Genomic DNA, 19135 nt, shown 5'->3' with positions numbered 1-19135 from the left:
CGCCTTCAGTTGGAGCGTTCAGGGTGTCACGTCCACTCTAATCGTGTGGAGGCCGGTGGCTCCGTCCGGGACAACCGGCCGGCTCCGCTCGTCCTGGACCTGTCCCGCAAGGTCGGTGGCACGGACCTGGACTTCATACCGGCCCTCCGTCAGCTCCACGCCCAGTTTCCACTGGTACCAGGTGTCCACCGAGATGCCTTGCGCCAGGTCCGCCTGCTGCCACGGTCCACGATTCAGCCGCAGTTCCACTTTTCCGATCCCTGTGTGCTGTGCCCACGCCACACCGCCAAACAGTACTGTTCCGGCTTGCACTGAACGGCCGTTCCGCGGCACGTCGATCCTCGAGGAAATCTTGATGGGTCCGCGCTCTGACCACCCCCGGGGCGTCCAGTAGGCGGCGTCATCCGCGAACCGGGTGACTTTCAGCTCCGTGACCCACTTGGTGGCGGACACGTATCCGTACAGGCCGGGCACAACCAGCCTGACGGGGAATCCGTGCTCCAGGGGCAGCGGTTCGCCGTTCATGGCGACGGCGAGCAGGGCGTCCCTGCCGTCGCTGAGTACCTCAAGCGGCGTGCCGGCAGTCCAGCCGTCGGCACTCTTTGACAACACCATGTCCGCACCGGCCCGGGGCCCGGCCAGTGCCAGCAGTTCGCGCACCGGCCAGCCCAGCCAGCGGGCATTGCCGATCAGGTCTCCCCCCACATTGTTGGACACGCAGGCGATGGTGATGTGGCGTTCAATCAAGGGTTTGGCCAGGAGCTCGGCAAAGGTCAGTTCCACCTCCCGGTCCACCAGTCCGGTGACTCTGAGAACCCACGTGGCAGGGTCCACGGCGGGGACGGCAAGGGCGGTATCGATCCGGTAGAAGTCTTTGTTGGGCGTGACCAGCGGCTGCATGCCGTCCACCTTGGCCTCCGCCGCCGCCGGTATGGCGGGCGCCGGGGATGCGGGAACCGGCAGCGCCACGCGGCTCCTGGCCTCGCTGGCAATGGCTGCGGCACCCCGCCAGGCTCCTGCCAGCAAACCTCCAGCCGCCGTGAACACCGCGCCCCCGGCCAGCACCTGGAGGAAACGGCGGCGTGCCGCCGGCGCTCCGGCTGCCTGTACGGCTGCCGGCTCCTGCGTCCTCTGGGTATCCCAATCCTGGAGCCTGCGAACCAGGAACCTCAGCAGAAGTACGGCGACGACGGCGGCGAGCACCGCCAGCACTGCCGCGCTGGCACTGGCTTGGGTCCGGGTTAAAACGGCGGCCAGGCCCACCATGCCAACGAGGCCGATCAGTGTAGTGCCGGTGAAGCGCTTGCGGTATTCCAGGACTCCTGCCAGGGCGGCCGCCAAGGCCATCACCAGGGCGATGCCAACCAGGAGTGCTGCCTTGTCCGCCGTGCCGAACACGGTCACCGCCCAGTCCTTGACGCCGGGAGGCACGGCATCAATGACGGCACCGCCGACAGCTGTGACGGGTGACAGCGAGGGACTGAAGAATCCGGCCAGCAGTTCCCCCAGCACTGCGGCGCTTCCCACGGCAACCACGCCGGCGGCTGCTGCCGCACGCGCTGGCTGCCGCGGCCCGCCGTCGTGCGTTGCCTGCCCTGGCTCGGAGCTGCTCACTCCTCCAGCATAGATTCGCGGACGCCGCATGGCTCCCGGGTTTGTATTTCCGGCGTTCGCCGGACCGGGTGTGATGTGCGCCCCAAGGTGGCGTAGCCTGAATTCATGACTGTCAAGCTAGGCATGCCGCAGCCGCGGGAGGAAGCAGACGCGCCCCCGCCGTCAGTTCCGGCCGCACGCCCGGGGGATGCGCCGGCAGGGCTGGCAGACCGGTATGGCCGCCGGGCGACGGACATGAGGCTGTCCCTGACTGACAAATGCAACCTGCGCTGCACCTACTGCATGCCGGCGGAAGGCCTGGAGTGGCTTTCGAAGCAGGCGGTGATGACCGCTGCGGAGATCGTCCGCATCGTAGGCATTGGGGTGGGGCAGCTGGGAGTCCGCGAGCTGCGGCTGACCGGCGGCGAACCGCTGGTCCGGCACGATCTCGTGGACATCATTGCCGCCCTGCGAAGCAACCACCCGGACCTGCCGATCTCCATGACCACCAACGGCGTAGGCCTGGCCAAGAAGGCTGCCGCCCTGAAGGCTGCCGGACTGACCCGGATCAACGTGTCCCTTGACTCGCTGCATGAGGAAACCTTCACCCAGCTGACCCGCCGGCCGTTCCTGGACCAGGTCCTGGCGGGCGTGGATGCCGCGTGGGCTGCGGGCCTTGGGCCGGTCAAGCTCAACGCGGTGCTGATGCGTGGAATCAACGACGCCGAGGCACCGTCCCTCCTGGATTGGGCCTTGGGCCGCGGCTACGAGCTTCGCTTCATCGAGCAGATGCCGCTGGACGCGGACCACGGCTGGACGAGGCGGAACATGATCACGGCTGCCGAAATCCGGCAGCTGCTCTCGGCTGACTTTGTCCTCAGCCCCGATTCCCGCGCCCGTGACGGTGCGCCTGCAGAACGTTTTGAAGTACGACGGCGAACGGCAGGGTCCGATCATGGGTCCGGTCCGGTGCTGGGAACCGTTGGGATCATCGCGTCCGTGACGGAGCCCTTCTGTTCCGACTGCCGCCGCACCCGCATCACCGCAGAGGGCAAAATCATGAGCTGCCTGTTTTCCCGCGAGGAGTTCGATCTGCTGGGCCTCCTGCGCAGCGGGGCGAGCGATGAAGCCCTTGCCCAGCGGTGGCAGGACGCAATGTGGCTTAAGCCGAAAGCCCATGGAATGGACCATGTGGGACTTGATGCTCCGGACTTCGTCCAGCCGGACCGCAGCATGAGCGCCATCGGGGGCTGAATTCTTTGAACGTACGTTACTTCGCTGCCGCACGCGCTGCTGCCGGCACGGAGGAAGAGACTTTTGACCTGGCGCCGGGCGCCACCGTTGCGGACCTTCTGGACGCGGTACGGTCCATGGAGCGCCCCGAGCCTCCTGCCGGCACTCCCCCGCTGCCCCGCCTCCTGTCCCGGAGCAGTTTCCTGCTCAATGAAGTGGCGGTGCGTGACCACTCAGTTGTGTTAAAAGCGGACGACGTGGTGGACGTCCTGCCTCCTTTCGCCGGAGGCTAGGGAGCGTTTTTTCCTGAGTTCCGGAAATACGTCCCGGCCGCCGGTCATCACATCTGTTGTGCGCCGGGATCCCGCCGGTACCGGGAGGTCATGAAGGGCTTGTATGAGGCCATGGCCCCGTCCGCGGCAGCCCGGCCGCGGAGATGAGTGTCCGTTGGGTCTTCCTTGCGTTGCTCGGCTACATCAGTGAGGACTCCGTCGCTGACACTCAAGGTATGGCGCGTGGAACCCGCTCCGGTGTGGCGCTCCACCTGAAGGACCCCGTCATGCCAGGTGCAGCGCGCCGGGGCCGCCGGGGCCGGGCTCATGCTGTTTACGTAGTACCAGAGGACGTCCTGGCGGTCCGGGTCAACAGTGAAGATGCCGTGGCCTTCGAAGTGGGCGCCGTCGGACTCAGTGTGGCGGTAGCTCTGCACCACAGCCAAACCGCCGGCAACCAAAGTGAACGTCATTTCCGCGTCCACTGTCCGTTCCGGGCCCCAGGGGCCGCGTTCGAGCCGCGTGGTTCCCCGCCAGCGGCCCAGCAGGTTCGCCAGGGCCGGGTGGCCAGGATCGTTTCGGGGCCGGCCCATGGTCGTCCTCCCCTCGCCCGGGCAATGAGCTGCCCTCAGGGGTTCATCCTAAGCCTGCGGCCCTGAAGTCAGAAGCCGAAGGTTTCAGTCTCCTCGAACGGTCCCACCACGGTCACGGTCCGCGGTGCTGCAGCCAATTCGGCGGCAAGTTCCTGAACCTGTTCGGCGGTGACAGCCTTGATGAGGCGGAGCGTTTCATCGATGTCCTGGTATTCGCCGGAGACGAGCTCGGCGCGGCCCAGCCGGGACATCCGGGAACCGGTGTCCTCCAGCGCCAGCACGATCCCGCCACCCAGCTGGCCAACCGCCTTGCGGAGCTCGTCCTCGGAAATCCCGTGCTCCGCGAGCTTGTCCAGCTCCACAGCCAACAGCTCGAGCACTTGGCGGACCTTGGACGGTGTGCACCCGGCGTACATGCCGAAATAGCCTGCATCTGCATAGGAAGACGCAAAGGAGTAGGTGGAGTAGACGAGGCCGCGCTTCTCCCTGATCTCCTGGAACAGGCGCGAGGACATGCCGCCGCCCAGCACGGCATTCAGGACGCTCATGACGTAGCGCCTCTCGTCCGTGGCAACGATCGTGGGGCAGCCCATGATGATGTTGGCTTGCTCTACGGCCCGCTTCACCACGTGCAGCCCAGCCGTCCCCGTAATGAGCGCGCGGTCGGTGGACCTGCGTTCCACCGGTGCGGCGTGGGATTCAAGCGACCAGCCTGCCGACTGGAGGGCATCCACCACGAGGTTGCAGACGACGTCGTGGTCCAGTCCCCCAGCTGCCGTGATGACCAGTTCATCGGGCCGGTAGTACCGCTGGTAGTGTTCCCACACCGAGTCGCGGGCTACAGCCTTGATGGCGTCGGGGGTGCCGCCGATGGGGCGGCCCAGGGGGTGGCTGCCAAGAACGGCAGCCACAAAGTGCTCGTGGGCGACGTCGGTGGGGTCATCGCTGTCCATGGCGATTTCCTCCAGGATGACATCGCGCTCCTGCTCCATCTCGGCAGGATCCAGGACGGCTCCGGTGATCATGTCCGCGATGACGTCAATGGCCATGGGCAGGTCGGTATCCAGGACCCGTGCGAAGTAGCACGTGCTCTCCTTGGCTGTGGCAGCGTTTGACTCGCCGCCCACCTCGTCGAAGGCAGAGGCAATCTCCAGCGCGGTGCGCCGCCTGGTGCCCTTGAACAGGAGGTGCTCCAGGAAGTGGGTGGAGCCGTGCTGTCCCGGTGCCTCATCCCGCGAACCGACCCCCACCCAGAAACCAATAGTGGCCGACCGCTGCCCGGGCATCGCCTCGGTGAGTACCCGCACTCCCCCGGGCAGCACCGAACGCCGGACTTCGGAGCCGCCGTCGGAACCGTGGACCAGGGTGTCGCCGGGGTGGTTCTGCTCAAGCGGCAGGGGTACAACAGTCATTGAGGCCTTTCAAAAGGGGCAGCCGGGATCTGGCTGCCATCGTAACAGCGGCGGGGCCGGTGGATCATCCACCGGCCCCGCCGATTCATACTTCAACCTGCAGGCTGTGCCCGCACGGCGGATTGCTAGACGTCAGCGCCTTCAGCAGGCTCCGTGGCGTGGGCACGCTCGGTCTCATCCGAGGCACCTTCTTCCTCGGCAACTACGGGGGCGAGCGAGAGCTTTCCGCGGTCGTCGATCTTGGTGATTTCCACCTGGACCTTTTGGCCGACCGAAACAACATCCTCGACGTTGTCCACGCGCTTGCCGTTGGCCAGCTTGCGCAGCTCGGAGATGTGCAGGAGGCCGTCCTTGCCCGGGGTCAGCGATACGAAGGCACCGAAGGTGGTGGTCTTGACGACCGTGCCCAGGTAGCGTTCGCCGATTTCCGGGACCTGCGGGTTGGCGATGGCGTTGATGGCGGAGCGTGCTGCCTCGGCAGACGGACCGTTGGTGGCGCCAATGTAGACCGTGCCGTCGTCCTCGATGGAGATGTCGGCGCCGGTGTCTTCCTGGATCTGGTTGATCATCTTGCCCTTGGGGCCGATGACCTCGCCGATCTTGTCCACGGGGATCTTCACGGCGATGACGCGCGGTGCGAACTCGGAGAGCTCGTCCGGGGTGTCGATGGCCGAGTCGATGACCTCGAGGATGTGCAGGCGGGCTTCGCGGGCCTGCTTCAGGGCTGCTGCCAGCACTGAGGCGGGGATGCCGTCGAGCTTGGTGTCCAGCTGGATGGCCGTGACGAACTCTGAGGTACCGGCGACCTTGAAGTCCATGTCACCGAAGGCGTCTTCGGCGCCGAGGATGTCGGTCAGTGCCGCGTAGCGGGTCTGGCCGTCAACCTGGTCGGAGACCAGGCCCATGGCGATACCGGCGACGGCGGCCTTCAGGGGCACACCGGCGTTCAGCATCGAGAGGGTGGAGGCGCAGACGGAACCCATGGACGTCGAACCGTTGGAACCGAGGGCCTCGGATACCTGGCGGATGGCGTAGGGGAATTCCTCGCGGGACGGCAGGACCGGCACGAGTGCGCGCTCTGCCAGGGCACCGTGGCCGATTTCGCGGCGCTTGGGCGAGCCCACGCGGCCGGTTTCACCGGTGGAGTACGGCGGGAAGTTGTAGTTGTGCATGTAGCGCTTGGTCTTGACCGGTGACAGCGAGTCGATCTGCTGTTCCATCTTCAGCATGTTCAGCGTGGTGACACCCATGATCTGGGTCTCGCCGCGCTCGAAGATGGCCGAGCCGTGGACGCGGGGCAGGACCTCAACCTCCGCGGTGAGCTGGCGGATGTCCGTCAGGCCACGGCCGTCGATGCGGATCTGGTCCTTGAGGATGCGCTGGCGCACAACGTGCTTGGTGACCGAGCGGAATGCTGCGGACAGCTCCTTCTCGCGGCCTTCGAACTGGCCAGCCAGGGAAGAGGTGACCTCGTCCTTCAGGGCGTCGGAAGCGTTGTCGCGCTCCTGCTTGTCGGCGATCTGGAAGACAGCAGCCAGCTTCTCGGCGGCGGCGGCTTCCACAGCGGCGTAGACGTCGTCCTCGTAGTCCAGGAAGACCGGGAACTCGACGGTGGGCTTGGCGGCGCGGGCTGCCAGGTCCGCCTGGGCGTCGCAGAGTGCCTTGATGAACGGCTTGGCAGCCTCGAGGCCCTCGGAGACAACCTCTTCGGTGGGTGCGGTGGCGCCCTGTTCCTTGATGAGGTTCCAGGAGTTGTCCGTGGCTTCGGCTTCCACCATCATGATGGCGACGTCGTCGCCGGCAACGCGCCCGGCAACCACCATGTTGAACACGGAGTTTTCCAACTGGGAATGCTTCGGGAAGGCAACCCACTGTGAACCGTTTTCGTCGGCGACCAGGGCAACGCGGACGCCGCCGATGGGGCCGGAGAAAGGCAGGCCGGAAAGCTGCGTGGACATGGAGGAAGCGTTGATGGCCACCACGTCGTAGAGCTCGTCCGGGTTGATGGCCAGGACGGTGACCACGATCTGGACCTCGTTGCGCAGGCCCTTGATGAAAGCGGGGCGCAGCGGACGGTCCATCAGGCGGCAGGCCAGGATGGCTTCGGTGGACGGGCGTCCTTCGCGGCGGAAGAACGAGCCCGGGATGCGGCCGGCAGCGTACATGCGCTCTTCGACGTCGACCGTCAGCGGGAAGAAGTCAAAGCCTTCACGCGGGTGCTTGCCGGCAGTGGTGGCGGACAGCAGTGCGGTGTCGTCGTCGATGTACACCATTGCTGCGCCGGCTGCCTGCTTGGCAAGGCGGCCGGTTTCAAAGCGGATAACCCGCTTGCCGAATCGGCCGTTGTCAATGACTGCTTCTGAGAACTGGATTTCGGGACCCTCCAAGAGAGTCACCTCCGTTTCTGTTTTACGGAAGTCCAGCCGCATCAACCCAGCCAGCATCTGTCTACTGGCCCTGCACCCGGTCATCGATCGAGACCCACGGGCCGGGGCTGCCTTCAAGGGAGCCGTTCCCGGGGATCACTACCGAGGACCGCGAATGCGTGATGCGGTTGATCCTCCTGTTTAGTTATTCAGGTGAAGAAGGCGGCCCGTTCCACGGGGGAAAGGGCCGCCCCAAAGTGTGACTAGCGGCGCAGGCCGAGACGCTCGATGAGCGAACGGTAGCGGGCGATGTCAGTCTTCTTGAGGTAGCTCAGCATGCGCTTGCGACGACCAACCATGGCCAGCAGACCGCGCTGGGTGTGGTAGTCGTGCTTGTGCTCCTTCATGTGCTCAGTCAGATCCTTGATCCGCTGGGTCAGGACAGCAACCTGGACCTCGGGTGAACCGGTGTCACCTTCGCCGGTTGCGTATTCCTTGATGATGGACTGCTTTACAGCGGCGTCAAGTGCCACAATATCTCCTTGGGATGTGCCGTGAGGGCCCAGGTCAGTACTTCACTGCCGGGTCTGCTGCCGCGGCTGGCAACCGGAAACCGGTCAGCGCCGTACGCAACAGGAACCAGCCGCCACGGACTGCAGCCGGATCCATCGTTTAGTTTACCGGCCGCTGCCTAATCTTGTCGAAAGGGGGGCCTTCGTCATGCCTGGAGGCGGTTCCGTATTTCCTCCATGCCCTGCAGGACCTCCCGGAAACTGGTGCTCAGCGGGGAGAGGCCCACGCGGATGCCGTGCGGCGCACGGAAGTCGGGAATAACGTCCCCGTCCCAAAGCGCCTCCACCGTTGCCTTCGTGAACTCGGCGTGGTCCACCGTGATGTGGCTGCCCCGCCGGGCAGGGTCCCGGGGTGTTGCCAGCTCCGCCCCGAGGGGAGCCAGCAGGGCATCGAAAACCTCGACGGCGAAGGCCGTCAGCTTCTCCGACTTCTCCCGGATGGCCGCCATGGACGCCTCCTCGATCACGTCCAGGGTGCCCTGCATGGCGATCATGCCGAAGATGGCCGGCGTCCCGCTGAGGAATCCGCGGATACCGGCGGCCGGCTCGTATCCGGCCGCCATCTCAAAGGCGTCCTTGCGCCCCATCCACCCCCAGATGGGCTGGTTGAGCGATGGCAGGTGCCGCTGGTTCACGTAGGCAAAGGCCGGCGACCCCGGTCCTCCGTTGAGGTACTTGTAGGTGCAGCCGGCGGCGAAGTCCACACCCGCAGCATCCAGCCCGATCTCCACCGACCCCGCGGAATGGCACAGGTCCCACACCACCAGCGCGCCGGCGTCGTGCACGGCGGCGGTAATGGCAGGCAGGTCGGCAAGGTGGCCAGAGCGGTAGGCGATCTGGCTGAGGAGGACGACGGCGGTACGCGGCCCGGTTGCCTCGCGCACCTGCTCAACGGTCACCCCGGCAGCCGGATCCGCCTGGATCCAGCGGAGGGTCAGCCCCTCTTCGAGCGCTATGCCTTCGACCAGGTAGCGGTCCGTGGGAAAGTTTTCGGTGTCCAGGACCAGCTCGTTGCGGTCAGGGCTGGCCACTGCGGCCAGGGCGGCACGGATCAGCTTGTACAGCACCACGGTGGTGGAGTCCGCAATGATGGTCTGGCCGGGGGCAGCGCCCAGCACCGCCCGGCCCAGCTGGTCACCCATGGCCTGGGGCATCGCGAGCCAGTGTTCATCCCAGCCGCGGATGAGGCGCCCTCCCCAGTCGTCGCGGATGAAGGCGGCAACATCGTCGGCGGTCCGCTTGAGGGGCCGGCCCAGGGAGTTGCCGTCCAGGTAGGACAACGGGGTGTCCGCGCCAATGAAGTGGTGGCGGTAGTGGGCCAGCGGATCCTGGATGTCCAGCTCTTCTGCGCGCTGCTGCAAGGTCATGGCTGCCTTCCCGTGGACTGCTGGTGGTTGGTGCGCGGCCGAAGTCCCCCCGTGGTGCATGGTCACTGGCCGATTTCCGTCCGGACCGCGAACAGTTCCGGGAAAAACGTCAGCTCAAGGGCCTTCTGCAGGAAGGCGGCACCGCTCGAGCCGCCGGTGCCCGACTTCATGCCGATCGTCCGCTGGACGGTCCGGAGGTGCCGGAACCGCCACAGCTGGAAGTTGTCCTCAAGGTCCACCAGTTCTTCGCAGGCCTCGTAGGCGCCCCAGTTTGCGGCGGAGTTCTCGTAGATGTGCTTGAACAGCGGCACGAGTTCCGGGGTGTACTCATGGGCCCTGGTCACATCCCGCTGGAGGACCGCCGCCGGCACATCGAAGCCCTGCCGTGCGAGGTAGGCCAGGAATTCGTCGTAGATGCTGGGGGCTGCCAGCAGTTCCTCCAGCATGGCGTGCGCTTCGGGGTCGGACTCGAACACCGGGAGCATTTTGCGGTTCTTGTTGCCCAGCACGAATTCAACCGCCCGGTACTGGCTCGACTGGAAGCCGGAGGAGTTGCCCAGGAAGCCGCGGAACTGGGAGTACTCGGTGGGGGTCAGCGTGGCCAGGACGGACCACTGCTCGGTCAGGGTTTTCTGGATGTGCTTGACCCGGGCGATGCCCTTGAGCGCCGACCCGAGGTCATCGGCCCGCAGCCAGGCCGCCGCGCTGCGCAGTTCGTGCAGGACCAGCTTCAGCCACAGTTCGGTGGTCTGGTGCTGGATGATGAAGAGCATTTCGTCATGGTGCTCCGGCTCGCTGACCGGCTGCTGGGCGCTGAGGAGTGTTGGCAGCTGCAGGTAGGAGGCGTAGCTCATCCGGGAGCTGAAGTCGCGGACGATGCCCTTGTCCAGCTTCCGGGTGTTCTTTTCGACGGACACGGTGCTGCCTTTCCCTGGTGGCGCCCTTCCGGCCGGTTCAGCGCCTGGCCAGCAGCTCGTGTGCCTGGACGACGTCCAGGCGCATCTGTTCCACGAGTGCTTCCGGTCCACGGTAGGCCACCATGCCCCGGAGGCGGGCAACGAATTCCACAACTACTGTCTGGCCGTACAGATCGAAATCTTCCACGTCCTCTTTGGGCCGGTCGATCACATGGGCTTCCACCTGGCGGCTGACGCCGTCGAAGGTGGGGTTTGAGCCCACAGAGATAGCCGCAGGCCACCGTGTCCCGGCCTGGTCAACCAGCCAGCCGGCGTAGATACCGTCGGCAGGAATGAGTCCGCTGGCGCTGCTGGCCAGGTTGGCGGTGGGAAAACCGAGCGCCCGGCCGCGTGCGGCGCCGTGGACAACCTCGCCGCGCATCCGGTGCGGGCGTCCCAGGACAGCGGACGCCGTCGCAACGTCCCCCTCCTGCAAGGCTTCCCGCACCCAGGTGGAGGAACAACGCCGGTCCTCGCCGTCGTCGTCATGCAGGGGGTAGCCCTCGGAACCGAACTCCCTGATCACCTGCACCTCGAAACCGAACTTCCGGCCGAGCTCCCGCATGGTATCCAGGTCCCCGGAGTTGCCGCGGCCGAAGCGTACATCGTGGCCGATGACAACATGGCCGGCATGCAGGCAGTCCACGAGGTACTGCTCCACGAATTCCTCTGGAGTGAGGCTGGCGAGGTCCAGCGAATACTTCATGACCAGGATGGCATCCAGGCCCAACTCCCCCAGGGCCTCCAGCTTGTCCTGCAGCCCCATGATCAGCTCAGGCGCCGACTCCGGACGGTGGACCAGGGCAGGGTGCGGATCGAAGGTGACCACAACTGCTTTGGACCTTGTGATCCGGGCCGTACGGATCAGTTCGGACAGCACCTGCTGGTGTCCCCGATGCACGCCGTCGAAGTTTCCGATGGTGACAACAGATGGGCCGAAGTCCGCCGGGACCTCGGACGGATCGTTCCAGATGTAGACCATCACCCTCGCCTTAACCGCTTGCAAGTATCAATGTTCGGGCCTGGTACCGGCCGCGGAACTCTCTAAGATTACCTGCATTCGGAGGCCCGCCCGGACGCCGGGAAGGCCGCGCGCCGGGCTGTTACTGTTCCGCCGCCGGCCGCTCGTCCGGAGCGGGTCCGGCGAACAGGCGGATCAGCCCGTCCACTTCCTGCGCCGCAGTTGCGGGATGACGGAAGTGCTGATGGGGGCGGATGGTGTAGTGGGTCCGGCGCCCCACCCTTGCCCGCTGGAGGTAGCCGGCACTCTCGAGGTCCTTGAGGATCTGGAGTGCGGCCCGGGTGGTGATGCCCACGCGCGTGGCGATGTCAGCTACCCGCATGTCCGGGTCCCTCGCCACGGAAAGCAGGACATGGCCGTGGTTGGTGAGGAACGTCCAGGCGGGCCGGGCGGGCCCGCCTGGACGTGGAGCTTCCTGGCCGCTGTGGATGGAACTTTCAGCTGTCATGGATGCTCCGTTGTATTCGGGTCATGGATGGTTGGTTCTGCTTGGTTCCCGGCGGCCCCATAGCGGTTCAAGGGCTGCCATCTCCTCGGGTGATGCTGTCCCGAACGGTGCACGCTCCGGCGCGGGAAGCGGCCGGCGGCCCTGGCCGCGCGTTGCCCACAGGCTGGCTGCCACCGATACGAGAAGGATGGCGGCAATGACCGCCAGGGAAACCGGCGTGGGGATGTAGTAGATGTCGATCTTCAGGAACATCTTGATGCCCACCCAGATCAGGACGAGCGCCAGTCCGGTTTTCAGGTAGATGAACCGGTGGATGAGGTCCGCCAGGAGGAAGTACATGGCCCGGAGGCCCAGGATCGCGAACGCGTTCGCGGTGAACACCAGGAACACGTCGTCGGTGACGGCGAAGATCGCGGGGATGGAGTCGACGGCGAAGATGATGTCCGTGGCCTCGACGAGGACCAGGACTGCCAGCAGCGGGGTGGCCAGGAGGACGCCCCGCCGCCGGATGAGGAAACGCTGCCCGTGGAAGTCATCGGTCATGGGTACGTGGCGGCGGAACAGTTTCAACACCCGGGACTTCTCCGGGTCCAGGTGGTCATTCCGGTGCCGGATCATTCGGTAGCCGGTAATAAGAAGGAACGCCGCGAAAATGTAGAGCACCCACCCCGCGCTGGCGATGATGGCAGAGCCTGCGGCGATGAAGATGCCACGGAACACCAGGGCGCCCAGGACGCCGAAGAACAGGACGCGGTGCTGGTACTCCCTGGGCACCGCGAAGTAGGTGAAAATGATGGCCCAGATAAAGACGTTGTCCACCGCAAGGGACTTCTCGATCAGGTAGCCCGCAAAATACTGCTGGCCGAACTCGGCACCGTAAAACTGCCACACCAGCACGCCGAAGCCGACACCGAAGGCGACCCAGACCGCGGACCACAATGCTGCCTCCCGCACCCCGATCACATGCGCTTTGCGGTGCGCGAAGAGGTCAAGGGCAAGCATCAGGACGATGAAGAGAAGTACGGCCAGCCAGGCCCATAAGGGAACGTTCATCAGGGGAACCCGCTTCCAGTCAGATGTACCAACTGGAGGTCTTTCCCGGCTCCCTTCGGGAGCCTGCCCCGCCGGGCCGCTCAGGGGCGGCCGGACTGACGACGAGGCATTCGGGGGATACTCCCCTCCACACGGAACAGTGAAACATATTTCATGTGTTCCGGCAAGGGGCCGCCGGTCCAGGAGGAAAGTTCCTCAGGCGGCGGTCCGTGCACCGGGGCGCCGGCGGTACAGCCACACCAGTCCCAGGATGGGCAGCAGCAGCGGAATGAAGGCATAGCCGCGGCCGAACAGCGACCAGACGGTTTCATGCGGGAACTGGACGGGGTCGAAAAGGCTCAGGGCTCCCACCACCAGAACGCCGAGCAGTTCAACCAGCACAGCGGCAACCGAGACCTTGAACCAGGTACTTCCGGCCTTGGCCAGCGAGATGGTTGCCACCACGTACACAATGGCTGCGAAGGCGGAGAGCAGGTAAGCGAGCGGCGCCTCGGAGAACTTGGTGAGGATCTGGTAGCCCGCGCGCGCGGAGGCCGAGATAGCGAAGACGGCGTAGACGGCGATCAGCAGCCGCCCGGGGCCGGTGTTGCGGCTGTTGGACGCGCTGCTACCCGCCTGGCTGTGCCCGGCGGCAGTGGTCTGCTGGTCTTTCACGTTGCGTGCTTCTTCCACTTCAGTACCAGATCTGGTTCATGCGGGCGGCCATGACCAGCGCGGTAACGCCGACGGCGGCCAGGACAAAGTTGCTCCATCTGGTCCTTTCCAGGATGGACCAGTACACGGCGGCCGGGGGCAGGAGCATGGCAGTCACCAGGTAGCCCCAGAACTCCCACGCCTCCCCGGCGATGGGTTCGCCGGCCACGACCCGGACGACAGATCCCACCAGGTAGACGAGGAGGGCAACCTCCACCGCAGCCACGGACAGGATCGTGACATCATTCGGGGCCTTCTTGAGGATGCCCGCTGCCAGGCACACCGTCGTGGAAAGGAGCCCCACTACCAGGATGATGTAGAAATACGCGTCCACCGTCAGCCCTCCGCCGTATTGCCGGTTGAGGGGGCGCCGTTGCCGGGCGCGAACACCAGCACGGGTTTGGCGAAGCTGCCCGCATCGGCCACGAGTGCCACCAGGCTTCCGTCCGGCGCGAAGGCGGCTGCTGGGTGGTCGGCGGTGGCGGCACCGGGACTTCCAGGTGCGACGCCGGCAGCGATGCGCCGGCCAAAGGAGATCTCAGTGGCTTCCTCGGCGCTGAGCTCGCGGTTGGGCATCAGCGCCCGCGCCGCCTGGGACATTTCCAGGACGTTGAGCTCCTCGGCCAACTGGTCCAGGGTGCGGGCCTGGTCCAGCGAGTAGGGCCCCACATGGGTCCTGCGGAGCGCGGTGAGGTGTCCGCCCACTCCCAGTGCATTGCCCAGGTCGCGGGCGAGGGCCCGGATGTACGTGCCGGAGGAGCACTCCACGGTGACGTCCAGGTCCACCACGTCTGCCTCCGGATCCCGCCGGATCGCGTGCACCTCGAACCGGTGGATGGTGACAGGGCGGGCGGCGAGCTTCACGTCTTCGCCTGACCGCACCCGCGCGTAGGCGCGTTCCCCGTTGACCTTGATGGCGCTGACGCTGCTGGGCACCTGCTGGATGTCGCCGGTAAGGGCCGCAACGCCGTCGTACACTGCCTGCTCGCTGACCACTGAGGTGCCGGCCGTGGCAGTGACGTCCCCTTCGGCGTCGTCCGTTACCGTGGACTGGCCCAGGCGGATGGTGGCGGTGTAGGTCTTGGACGTGCCCACGATGTAGGTCAGCAGCCGGGTTGCCTTGTTGATCCCCACCACCAGGACGCCGGTGGCCATGGGGTCAAGCGTTCCGGCATGCCCTACTTTCCGGGTACCTGCGAGGCGCCGCATCCGGCCAACCACATCATGGCTGGTCCATCCCTGCGGCTTGTCCACTATCACCAGTCCAGAAAGCACGCCTCCCAGTATATCGGCGCCGGTCCCGGCCCCTGCCCACGCCCGGGCCCCGGCACCCGGGAGGCTGTCCCGGCGCCAGCTAGGATGGCAGGCATGCCTGAGCTTGCTGCCCATGTCCGCGACGTGCCCGTCAACCAGATCCGCGAAATCACCGAGGCCGCGTGGCGCACTCCGGGCGCCCTGGTGCTCAGCATCGGCGAGCCGGGCTTTCCGCTGCCGCGGCATGTCCTGGACGCCGGCATTGCCTGCCTGGACCGGGACGAGACCAACTACACGCCCAACGCGGGCATTCCAGGGTTGCGCGAGGCGTTCGCGGCCCGATTCCGGGAGCAGCAGGGCATCGATATTGCCGCCGACCGGGTGTACGTGGTGGACGGGGCACAGCAGGGCCTGCACTTTGCCATGAGCCTCCTGCTCTCCCCCGGCGACGAAATCCTGGTCCCCAACCCCGGCTATCCCACCTTCGCGATGACCGCCCGGCTGCTGAACGCAGTCCCCGTTGGCTACCCGCTCTACCCGGATCACGGATTCCAGCCGCGGTCCGCGGACATCGAGGCGCTCGTCACGGACCGCACGCGGGTGCTGGTCCTGAACTCCCCTTCCAACCCGCTCGGCGCCGTGCTGGGCGAGGACCTGACCCGGGACCTGATAGAAATGGCCCGCCGTCATGATCTCTGGGTCATCTCCGATGAATGCTATGAAGCGTTTACCTACGATGTGCCGCACGTCAGCCCCGCAAAGTTCGACGGCGATGCGCCGGGTGATGCGCGCGTCTTCACCTCGCTGACCCTGTCCAAGACCTACGGACTCACCGGGCTGCGCATCGGCGCCCTGGTCTGCCCGCCGGGCATCAAGCAGAAGATGGACAACGTGATGGAGGCGATTGTCTCCTGCGTCGCCTCGCCTTCCCAGTACGCTGCACTCGCTGCCCTGACCGGGCCGCAGGACTATGTGGAGCATGCGCACGGGCACTACCGGGCGAACCGCGATGCGGCGTCCGCCGTTCTTGACGCGAAGGGAATTCCCTACCTCAAGGCGCAAGGGGCCTTCTATTTGTGGGCGGATGTCTCCCATGCAACCGGCGGGGACGTCCGCAGCTGGGTGCGGCGGTTCCTCGCAGACTCGGGTGTTGCCCTGGCGCCGGGGACTGCCTTCGGTTCCATCGGTGAAGGGTGGGTCCGGGTAGCGCTGTGCGGGCGGCAGGAAGACCTGGTGGAGGGCCTGGGCAGGCTGCCGGACAGGGCTGAATAAACGGCTTTTGGCGGGCCGCCGGGCCGGCCAGCCTGTGAGTGCCGGCAGGGCGGGCTAGTTTCCCCTACCCGCCAGCGCACCGTCCAGCCATGAACGCAGTACCTCCGCGGGGGCTGCTCCTGCCTGGCGGGCTGCGACTTTTCCGTCAACCATCACCATCAGGGTGGGAATCGCCTGTACGTCGAATCTCCGCGACAGGCCCGGAGACTTGTCCACGTCCACTTTGACGAGCTTGATCCGGCCGGGCCGCTCCCTGGCCAGCTTGTCCAGCACCGGGCTCACCATGCGGCAGGGGCCGCACCAGGCAGCCCAGAAGTCCACCAGCACGGGAACGGGTGACTGCTCGGCGACGGCCGCGAAGTCCGCATCCCCCGCGGCCACAATCCAGGGCAGGTCCGCTTTGCAGTTGCCGCAGCGCGGCCTGCCTGCCGCCTGGGCAGGGACCCTGTTGGTCTTTCCGCAGGCTGGACAGGTTGTGAGTGCCGGTTCCATTCCTAGTATTCCTTCCTGCCGGCAAAGTCTCCCCACGCCTGGAACGGCGCGTGCGACGACGGGATGTCGCTCCGTGTGACGGGCAACAGTTCCGGCCGGGTTCCGTCGAAGTACTCGTAGAAGACTGCGTCGTCGAACCCTGCGTCCGCGGCGCCGTGGCGGTCGGCGGCAAAGTAGACGCGGTCGATCCTTGCCCACAGGGCGGACGCCAGGCACAGCGGGCAGGGCTCGCAGCTGGCATAGAGCACCGCCCCCTGCAGGTCATAGTTGGCTATCGCCGCTGCGGCGGCCCGGATGGCCACCACTTCGGCGTGGGCGGTGGGATCGTTGTCCAGGGTTACGCGGTTGACGCCTTCATGCACCCGCCCGTCGGCGGTCACCACCAGCGCGCCGAACGGCCCCCCTCCTGCGCCGACGTTCCTGGTGGCCAGCTCCACGGCCTGTTCGAGGTACTTCGCGGTGTGGTGGGTGTCATTCGGCTCGGTCATAGCTAGATCCTAGTCATTGGGGCTGCCGTTAGGGGATGGCATTAGGGGGCGGAAAGGGGGAAATCCCGGCGACATTCCAACCGTGCAGGAATACTCTGGCGCCGGGGGTGTCCGCATTTACAGCCTCCATGGGAGGCTCCCATATCCGGCCCGTCGAGGGCGCCAACCCGGAGTACCCAAATGAAAACTAAGTTCGCCCTCGCTGCAGGCCTCGCCGCTGCCGCGCTGGTTGTTCCTGCCGGTCCTGCAGGGGCGGGTTCCGATCCCGACCATGCGATGCCACGCACTTTGGCTGAGGGCTTGGCAGGGCCCCTCAGCCTGACCGTAACTTACGATGAGAAAACCGTCCTGGTGACCCAGAATTTCGCCGGCATCCTCAGCCGCGTCAACGGTGACGGGTCCACCACGCCCCTCTATCAAGGCGCAGAGGGCTGGGGCGTGGGAGGCGTTGAGACCCGGCACGGCACGAGGTACTTCCTGGAGAACGCGGGCGCCGGGGAGGGCGACCCGGCCGCCCTTAAAGGCTGGTTGAAGTCCCTGGAACCAGACGGCGACGTCCATGATCTTGCCGACCTCGCCAGCTACGAACGGGAAAAGAACCCGGACGGCGCCCAGCATTACGGCTTCGGATCCGAGGTCCCGGACGCATGCCTGGCCGAGTGGCCAGCGTTTCCGCCGGCCCGCTACCAGGGCGGCCTGGACTCGAATCCCTACGCCGTGGCCATAAGGGGCGATAAGGCGTACGTGGCGGATGCGGGAGCAAACGCAATCCTGGAAGTGGACATCGAAACAGGGGATGTTGACACGCTGGCAGTCCTGCCGCCCCGACCTGCGGTGATCCCTGCCGGGACCAGGATCCCCGTGGATATGGCGGGCAACACCGTGGAGGTTCCCGCGTGTGTTGTTGGGCACGAATACGCGTTTGAACCCGTACCGACGGATCTGGAGTTCGGACCGGATGGCCGGCTGTACGTCACCTCCCTTCCCGGCGGGCCGGAGGATCCTTCCCTGGGAGCCCGGGGAGCCATCTTCCGCGTGAACCCTTCGACCGGCAGCACGAAGGTGTGGGCGGAGGACCTGCTGAGCCCGACGGGCCTGGCAATCGCTGACGACGGCGACGTGTACGTGGCGTCCATGTTTGGCAACGAGATCATCGAGATCGATGATTCGGGCAGCCCCAGGAAGCAGTTCCTCGCGGTGGACGGGCCTGCGGCAGTGGAAGTCCGCGGACAGACGCTCTACGCCACAGTTGGGTTCAGTTTCGCCGATCCCACCCAAGGCAAGGTGATCAAAGCCGGCATCGGGTAGTGCCGGTTGTATCCGGAGCAGCGAAATGCCCGGACCGCATGTGCGGTCCGGGCATTTTGGCGTTACTGAAGGCTATTTGTTGCCGTCCTCGTCAAGGTCTTCATCGTCGCTGAGGTCGAGGTCCTCTTCGTCGAAGTCGTCCTCGTCGATGTCCACCTCTGCCGCTACGTCGCCCTTGTACGGATCGGCGTCGCCTGCGTGCTTGGCCTGGGCAGCCAGTGCGGCAACCTCTGCGTCACGCTTCTTCGCCTCGCGCAACAGCTCCTCAAGGTTGGAGGCAACCACGGGAATCTGGTCCGCAACGAACTCAAGGCTGGGGGTGAGCCGAACGGTAATGTTCCGGCCAACCTCCTGCCGAAGCACGCCTTTGGCCTTCTCCAGTCCCTTGGCAGCATCAGCCTGCACGGCCTGGTCGCCAAAAACGGTGTAGTACACAGTGGCATGCTGCAAATCATTGGTCACCCGGGCATCGGTAACAGTAATGCCCTCCAGCCGGGGATCCTTAACCTTCCGGCCCAGGGCCTCAGCAACAACAACCTTAATCCGCTGCGCCAACTTGGCAGCACGTGCCGGATCAGCCATGAACAACTCCTATAAGAAGAAAAATTGGGACGTACAACGGCGCCCCAATGGACTGCGCGCACGTCTGGTTTTTGGCCACACACCCAACGTGAGTCACGAACGGACCCGTCGGAATTTTCCGGCGGCCTGGGAGTGGCATCGGGCCTACCGGAGCTGGGCG

At 65.8% G+C, this 19135-nt stretch carries 20 protein-coding genes; 4 read left to right on the top strand and 16 right to left on the bottom strand.

Annotated features, from left to right (window positions below; genetic code table 11):
- Positions 1 to 18: 18 nt before the first annotated feature.
- The gene (locus ABRP28_RS02860) at positions 19 to 1614 is read right to left on the bottom strand and encodes a molybdopterin-dependent oxidoreductase (protein WP_374152915.1); all 1596 of its coding nucleotides are present in this window, start codon (positions 1612 to 1614) and stop codon (positions 19 to 21) included.
- A 105-nt stretch (positions 1615 to 1719) separates the two neighbouring features.
- On the opposite strand from ABRP28_RS02860, the gene moaA reads away from it, so the two are divergent.
- Positions 1720 to 2847 (top strand): GTP 3',8-cyclase MoaA, encoded by a 1128-nt coding sequence (gene moaA / locus ABRP28_RS02855; protein ID WP_350004638.1) that lies wholly within the window; start codon positions 1720 to 1722, stop codon positions 2845 to 2847.
- 5 nt (positions 2848 to 2852) lie between these two features.
- The gene (locus tag ABRP28_RS02850; RefSeq protein ID WP_350004639.1) at positions 2853 to 3119 is read left to right on the top strand and encodes a MoaD/ThiS family protein; all 267 of its coding nucleotides are present in this window, start codon (positions 2853 to 2855) and stop codon (positions 3117 to 3119) included.
- A gap of 47 nt (positions 3120 to 3166) precedes the next feature.
- Here ABRP28_RS02850 and ABRP28_RS02845 read toward each other — a convergent pair whose 3' ends face one another.
- The 12 genes from ABRP28_RS02845 to truB form a co-directional block, all read right to left on the bottom strand.
- The gene (locus tag ABRP28_RS02845; RefSeq protein WP_350004641.1) at positions 3167 to 3691 is read right to left on the bottom strand and encodes a DUF1579 family protein; all 525 of its coding nucleotides are present in this window, start codon (positions 3689 to 3691) and stop codon (positions 3167 to 3169) included.
- 68 nt (positions 3692 to 3759) lie between these two features.
- Positions 3760 to 5103: a pitrilysin family protein gene (locus ABRP28_RS02840; RefSeq protein WP_350004642.1), complete on the bottom strand. Its 1344-nt coding sequence runs from the start codon at positions 5101 to 5103 to the stop codon at positions 3760 to 3762.
- A gap of 125 nt (positions 5104 to 5228) precedes the next feature.
- The gene (locus ABRP28_RS02835) at positions 5229 to 7490 is read right to left on the bottom strand and encodes a polyribonucleotide nucleotidyltransferase (RefSeq protein WP_350004728.1); all 2262 of its coding nucleotides are present in this window, start codon (positions 7488 to 7490) and stop codon (positions 5229 to 5231) included.
- 242 nt (positions 7491 to 7732) lie between these two features.
- Entirely contained in the window at positions 7733 to 8002 is a 270-nt protein-coding gene (gene rpsO, locus ABRP28_RS02830) for a 30S ribosomal protein S15 (protein WP_013600532.1), read from the bottom strand.
- Between the two features lie 185 nt (positions 8003 to 8187).
- Positions 8188 to 9408: a kynureninase gene (gene kynU, locus ABRP28_RS02825; RefSeq protein WP_350004645.1), complete on the bottom strand. Its 1221-nt coding sequence runs from the start codon at positions 9406 to 9408 to the stop codon at positions 8188 to 8190.
- 62 nt (positions 9409 to 9470) lie between these two features.
- Positions 9471 to 10325 carry a tryptophan 2,3-dioxygenase gene (gene kynA / locus ABRP28_RS02820; protein WP_350004647.1) on the bottom strand — a complete coding sequence of 285 codons (855 nt, stop codon included), beginning with the start codon at positions 10323 to 10325 and terminating at the stop codon, positions 9471 to 9473.
- A 37-nt stretch (positions 10326 to 10362) separates the two neighbouring features.
- Positions 10363 to 11346 carry a bifunctional riboflavin kinase/FAD synthetase gene (locus ABRP28_RS02815; RefSeq protein ID WP_350004648.1) on the bottom strand — a complete coding sequence of 328 codons (984 nt, stop codon included), beginning with the start codon at positions 11344 to 11346 and terminating at the stop codon, positions 10363 to 10365.
- Between the two features lie 121 nt (positions 11347 to 11467).
- Positions 11468 to 11833 carry a winged helix-turn-helix domain-containing protein gene (locus ABRP28_RS02810; protein ID WP_350004650.1) on the bottom strand — a complete coding sequence of 122 codons (366 nt, stop codon included), beginning with the start codon at positions 11831 to 11833 and terminating at the stop codon, positions 11468 to 11470.
- 21 nt (positions 11834 to 11854) lie between these two features.
- A complete protein-coding gene (locus ABRP28_RS02805; protein ID WP_350004651.1) occupies positions 11855 to 12886 on the bottom strand; it encodes a TerC family protein in 1032 nt (343 codons plus the stop codon).
- Positions 12887 to 13081: 195 nt separating this feature from the next.
- Positions 13082 to 13540: a hypothetical protein gene (locus tag ABRP28_RS02800; protein ID WP_350004653.1), complete on the bottom strand. Its 459-nt coding sequence runs from the start codon at positions 13538 to 13540 to the stop codon at positions 13082 to 13084.
- 19 nt (positions 13541 to 13559) lie between these two features.
- Positions 13560 to 13913 (bottom strand): hypothetical protein, encoded by a 354-nt coding sequence (locus ABRP28_RS02795; RefSeq protein ID WP_350004655.1) that lies wholly within the window; start codon positions 13911 to 13913, stop codon positions 13560 to 13562.
- Positions 13914 to 13915: 2 nt separating this feature from the next.
- Positions 13916 to 14854: a tRNA pseudouridine(55) synthase TruB gene (gene truB, locus ABRP28_RS02790; RefSeq protein WP_350004657.1), complete on the bottom strand. Its 939-nt coding sequence runs from the start codon at positions 14852 to 14854 to the stop codon at positions 13916 to 13918.
- Between the two features lie 93 nt (positions 14855 to 14947).
- Here truB and ABRP28_RS02785 point away from each other — a divergent pair, with 93 nt between their 5' ends.
- Entirely contained in the window at positions 14948 to 16105 is a 1158-nt protein-coding gene (locus tag ABRP28_RS02785; RefSeq protein WP_350004659.1) for a pyridoxal phosphate-dependent aminotransferase, read from the top strand.
- Between the two features lie 54 nt (positions 16106 to 16159).
- Here the strand turns inward: ABRP28_RS02785 and trxA are convergent, their stop codons facing one another.
- Both trxA and ABRP28_RS02775 read right to left on the bottom strand, forming a co-directional pair.
- Positions 16160 to 16597: a thioredoxin gene (trxA, locus tag ABRP28_RS02780; protein WP_350004661.1), complete on the bottom strand. Its 438-nt coding sequence runs from the start codon at positions 16595 to 16597 to the stop codon at positions 16160 to 16162.
- Between the two features lie 2 nt (positions 16598 to 16599).
- A complete protein-coding gene (locus ABRP28_RS02775; protein ID WP_350004663.1) occupies positions 16600 to 17085 on the bottom strand; it encodes a nucleoside deaminase in 486 nt (161 codons plus the stop codon).
- A gap of 180 nt (positions 17086 to 17265) precedes the next feature.
- Between ABRP28_RS02775 and ABRP28_RS02770 the strand changes: the two genes are divergently transcribed.
- Positions 17266 to 18393, top strand: coding sequence for a ScyD/ScyE family protein (locus tag ABRP28_RS02770; protein ID WP_350004666.1), 1128 nt, complete (start codon positions 17266 to 17268; stop codon positions 18391 to 18393).
- Positions 18394 to 18465: 72 nt separating this feature from the next.
- On the opposite strand, the gene rbfA is transcribed toward ABRP28_RS02770, so the two are convergent.
- Positions 18466 to 18975, bottom strand: a complete 510-nt coding sequence (gene rbfA, locus ABRP28_RS02765; RefSeq protein ID WP_350004668.1) for a 30S ribosome-binding factor RbfA — start codon at positions 18973 to 18975, stop codon at positions 18466 to 18468.
- Positions 18976 to 19135: the final 160 nt, after the last annotated feature.

Source organism: Pseudarthrobacter sp. WHRI 8279, assembly GCF_040224115.2.
GTDB lineage: Bacteria > Actinomycetota > Actinomycetes > Actinomycetales > Micrococcaceae > Arthrobacter.
This window is presented reverse-complemented; position numbering and strand designations above follow the sequence as displayed.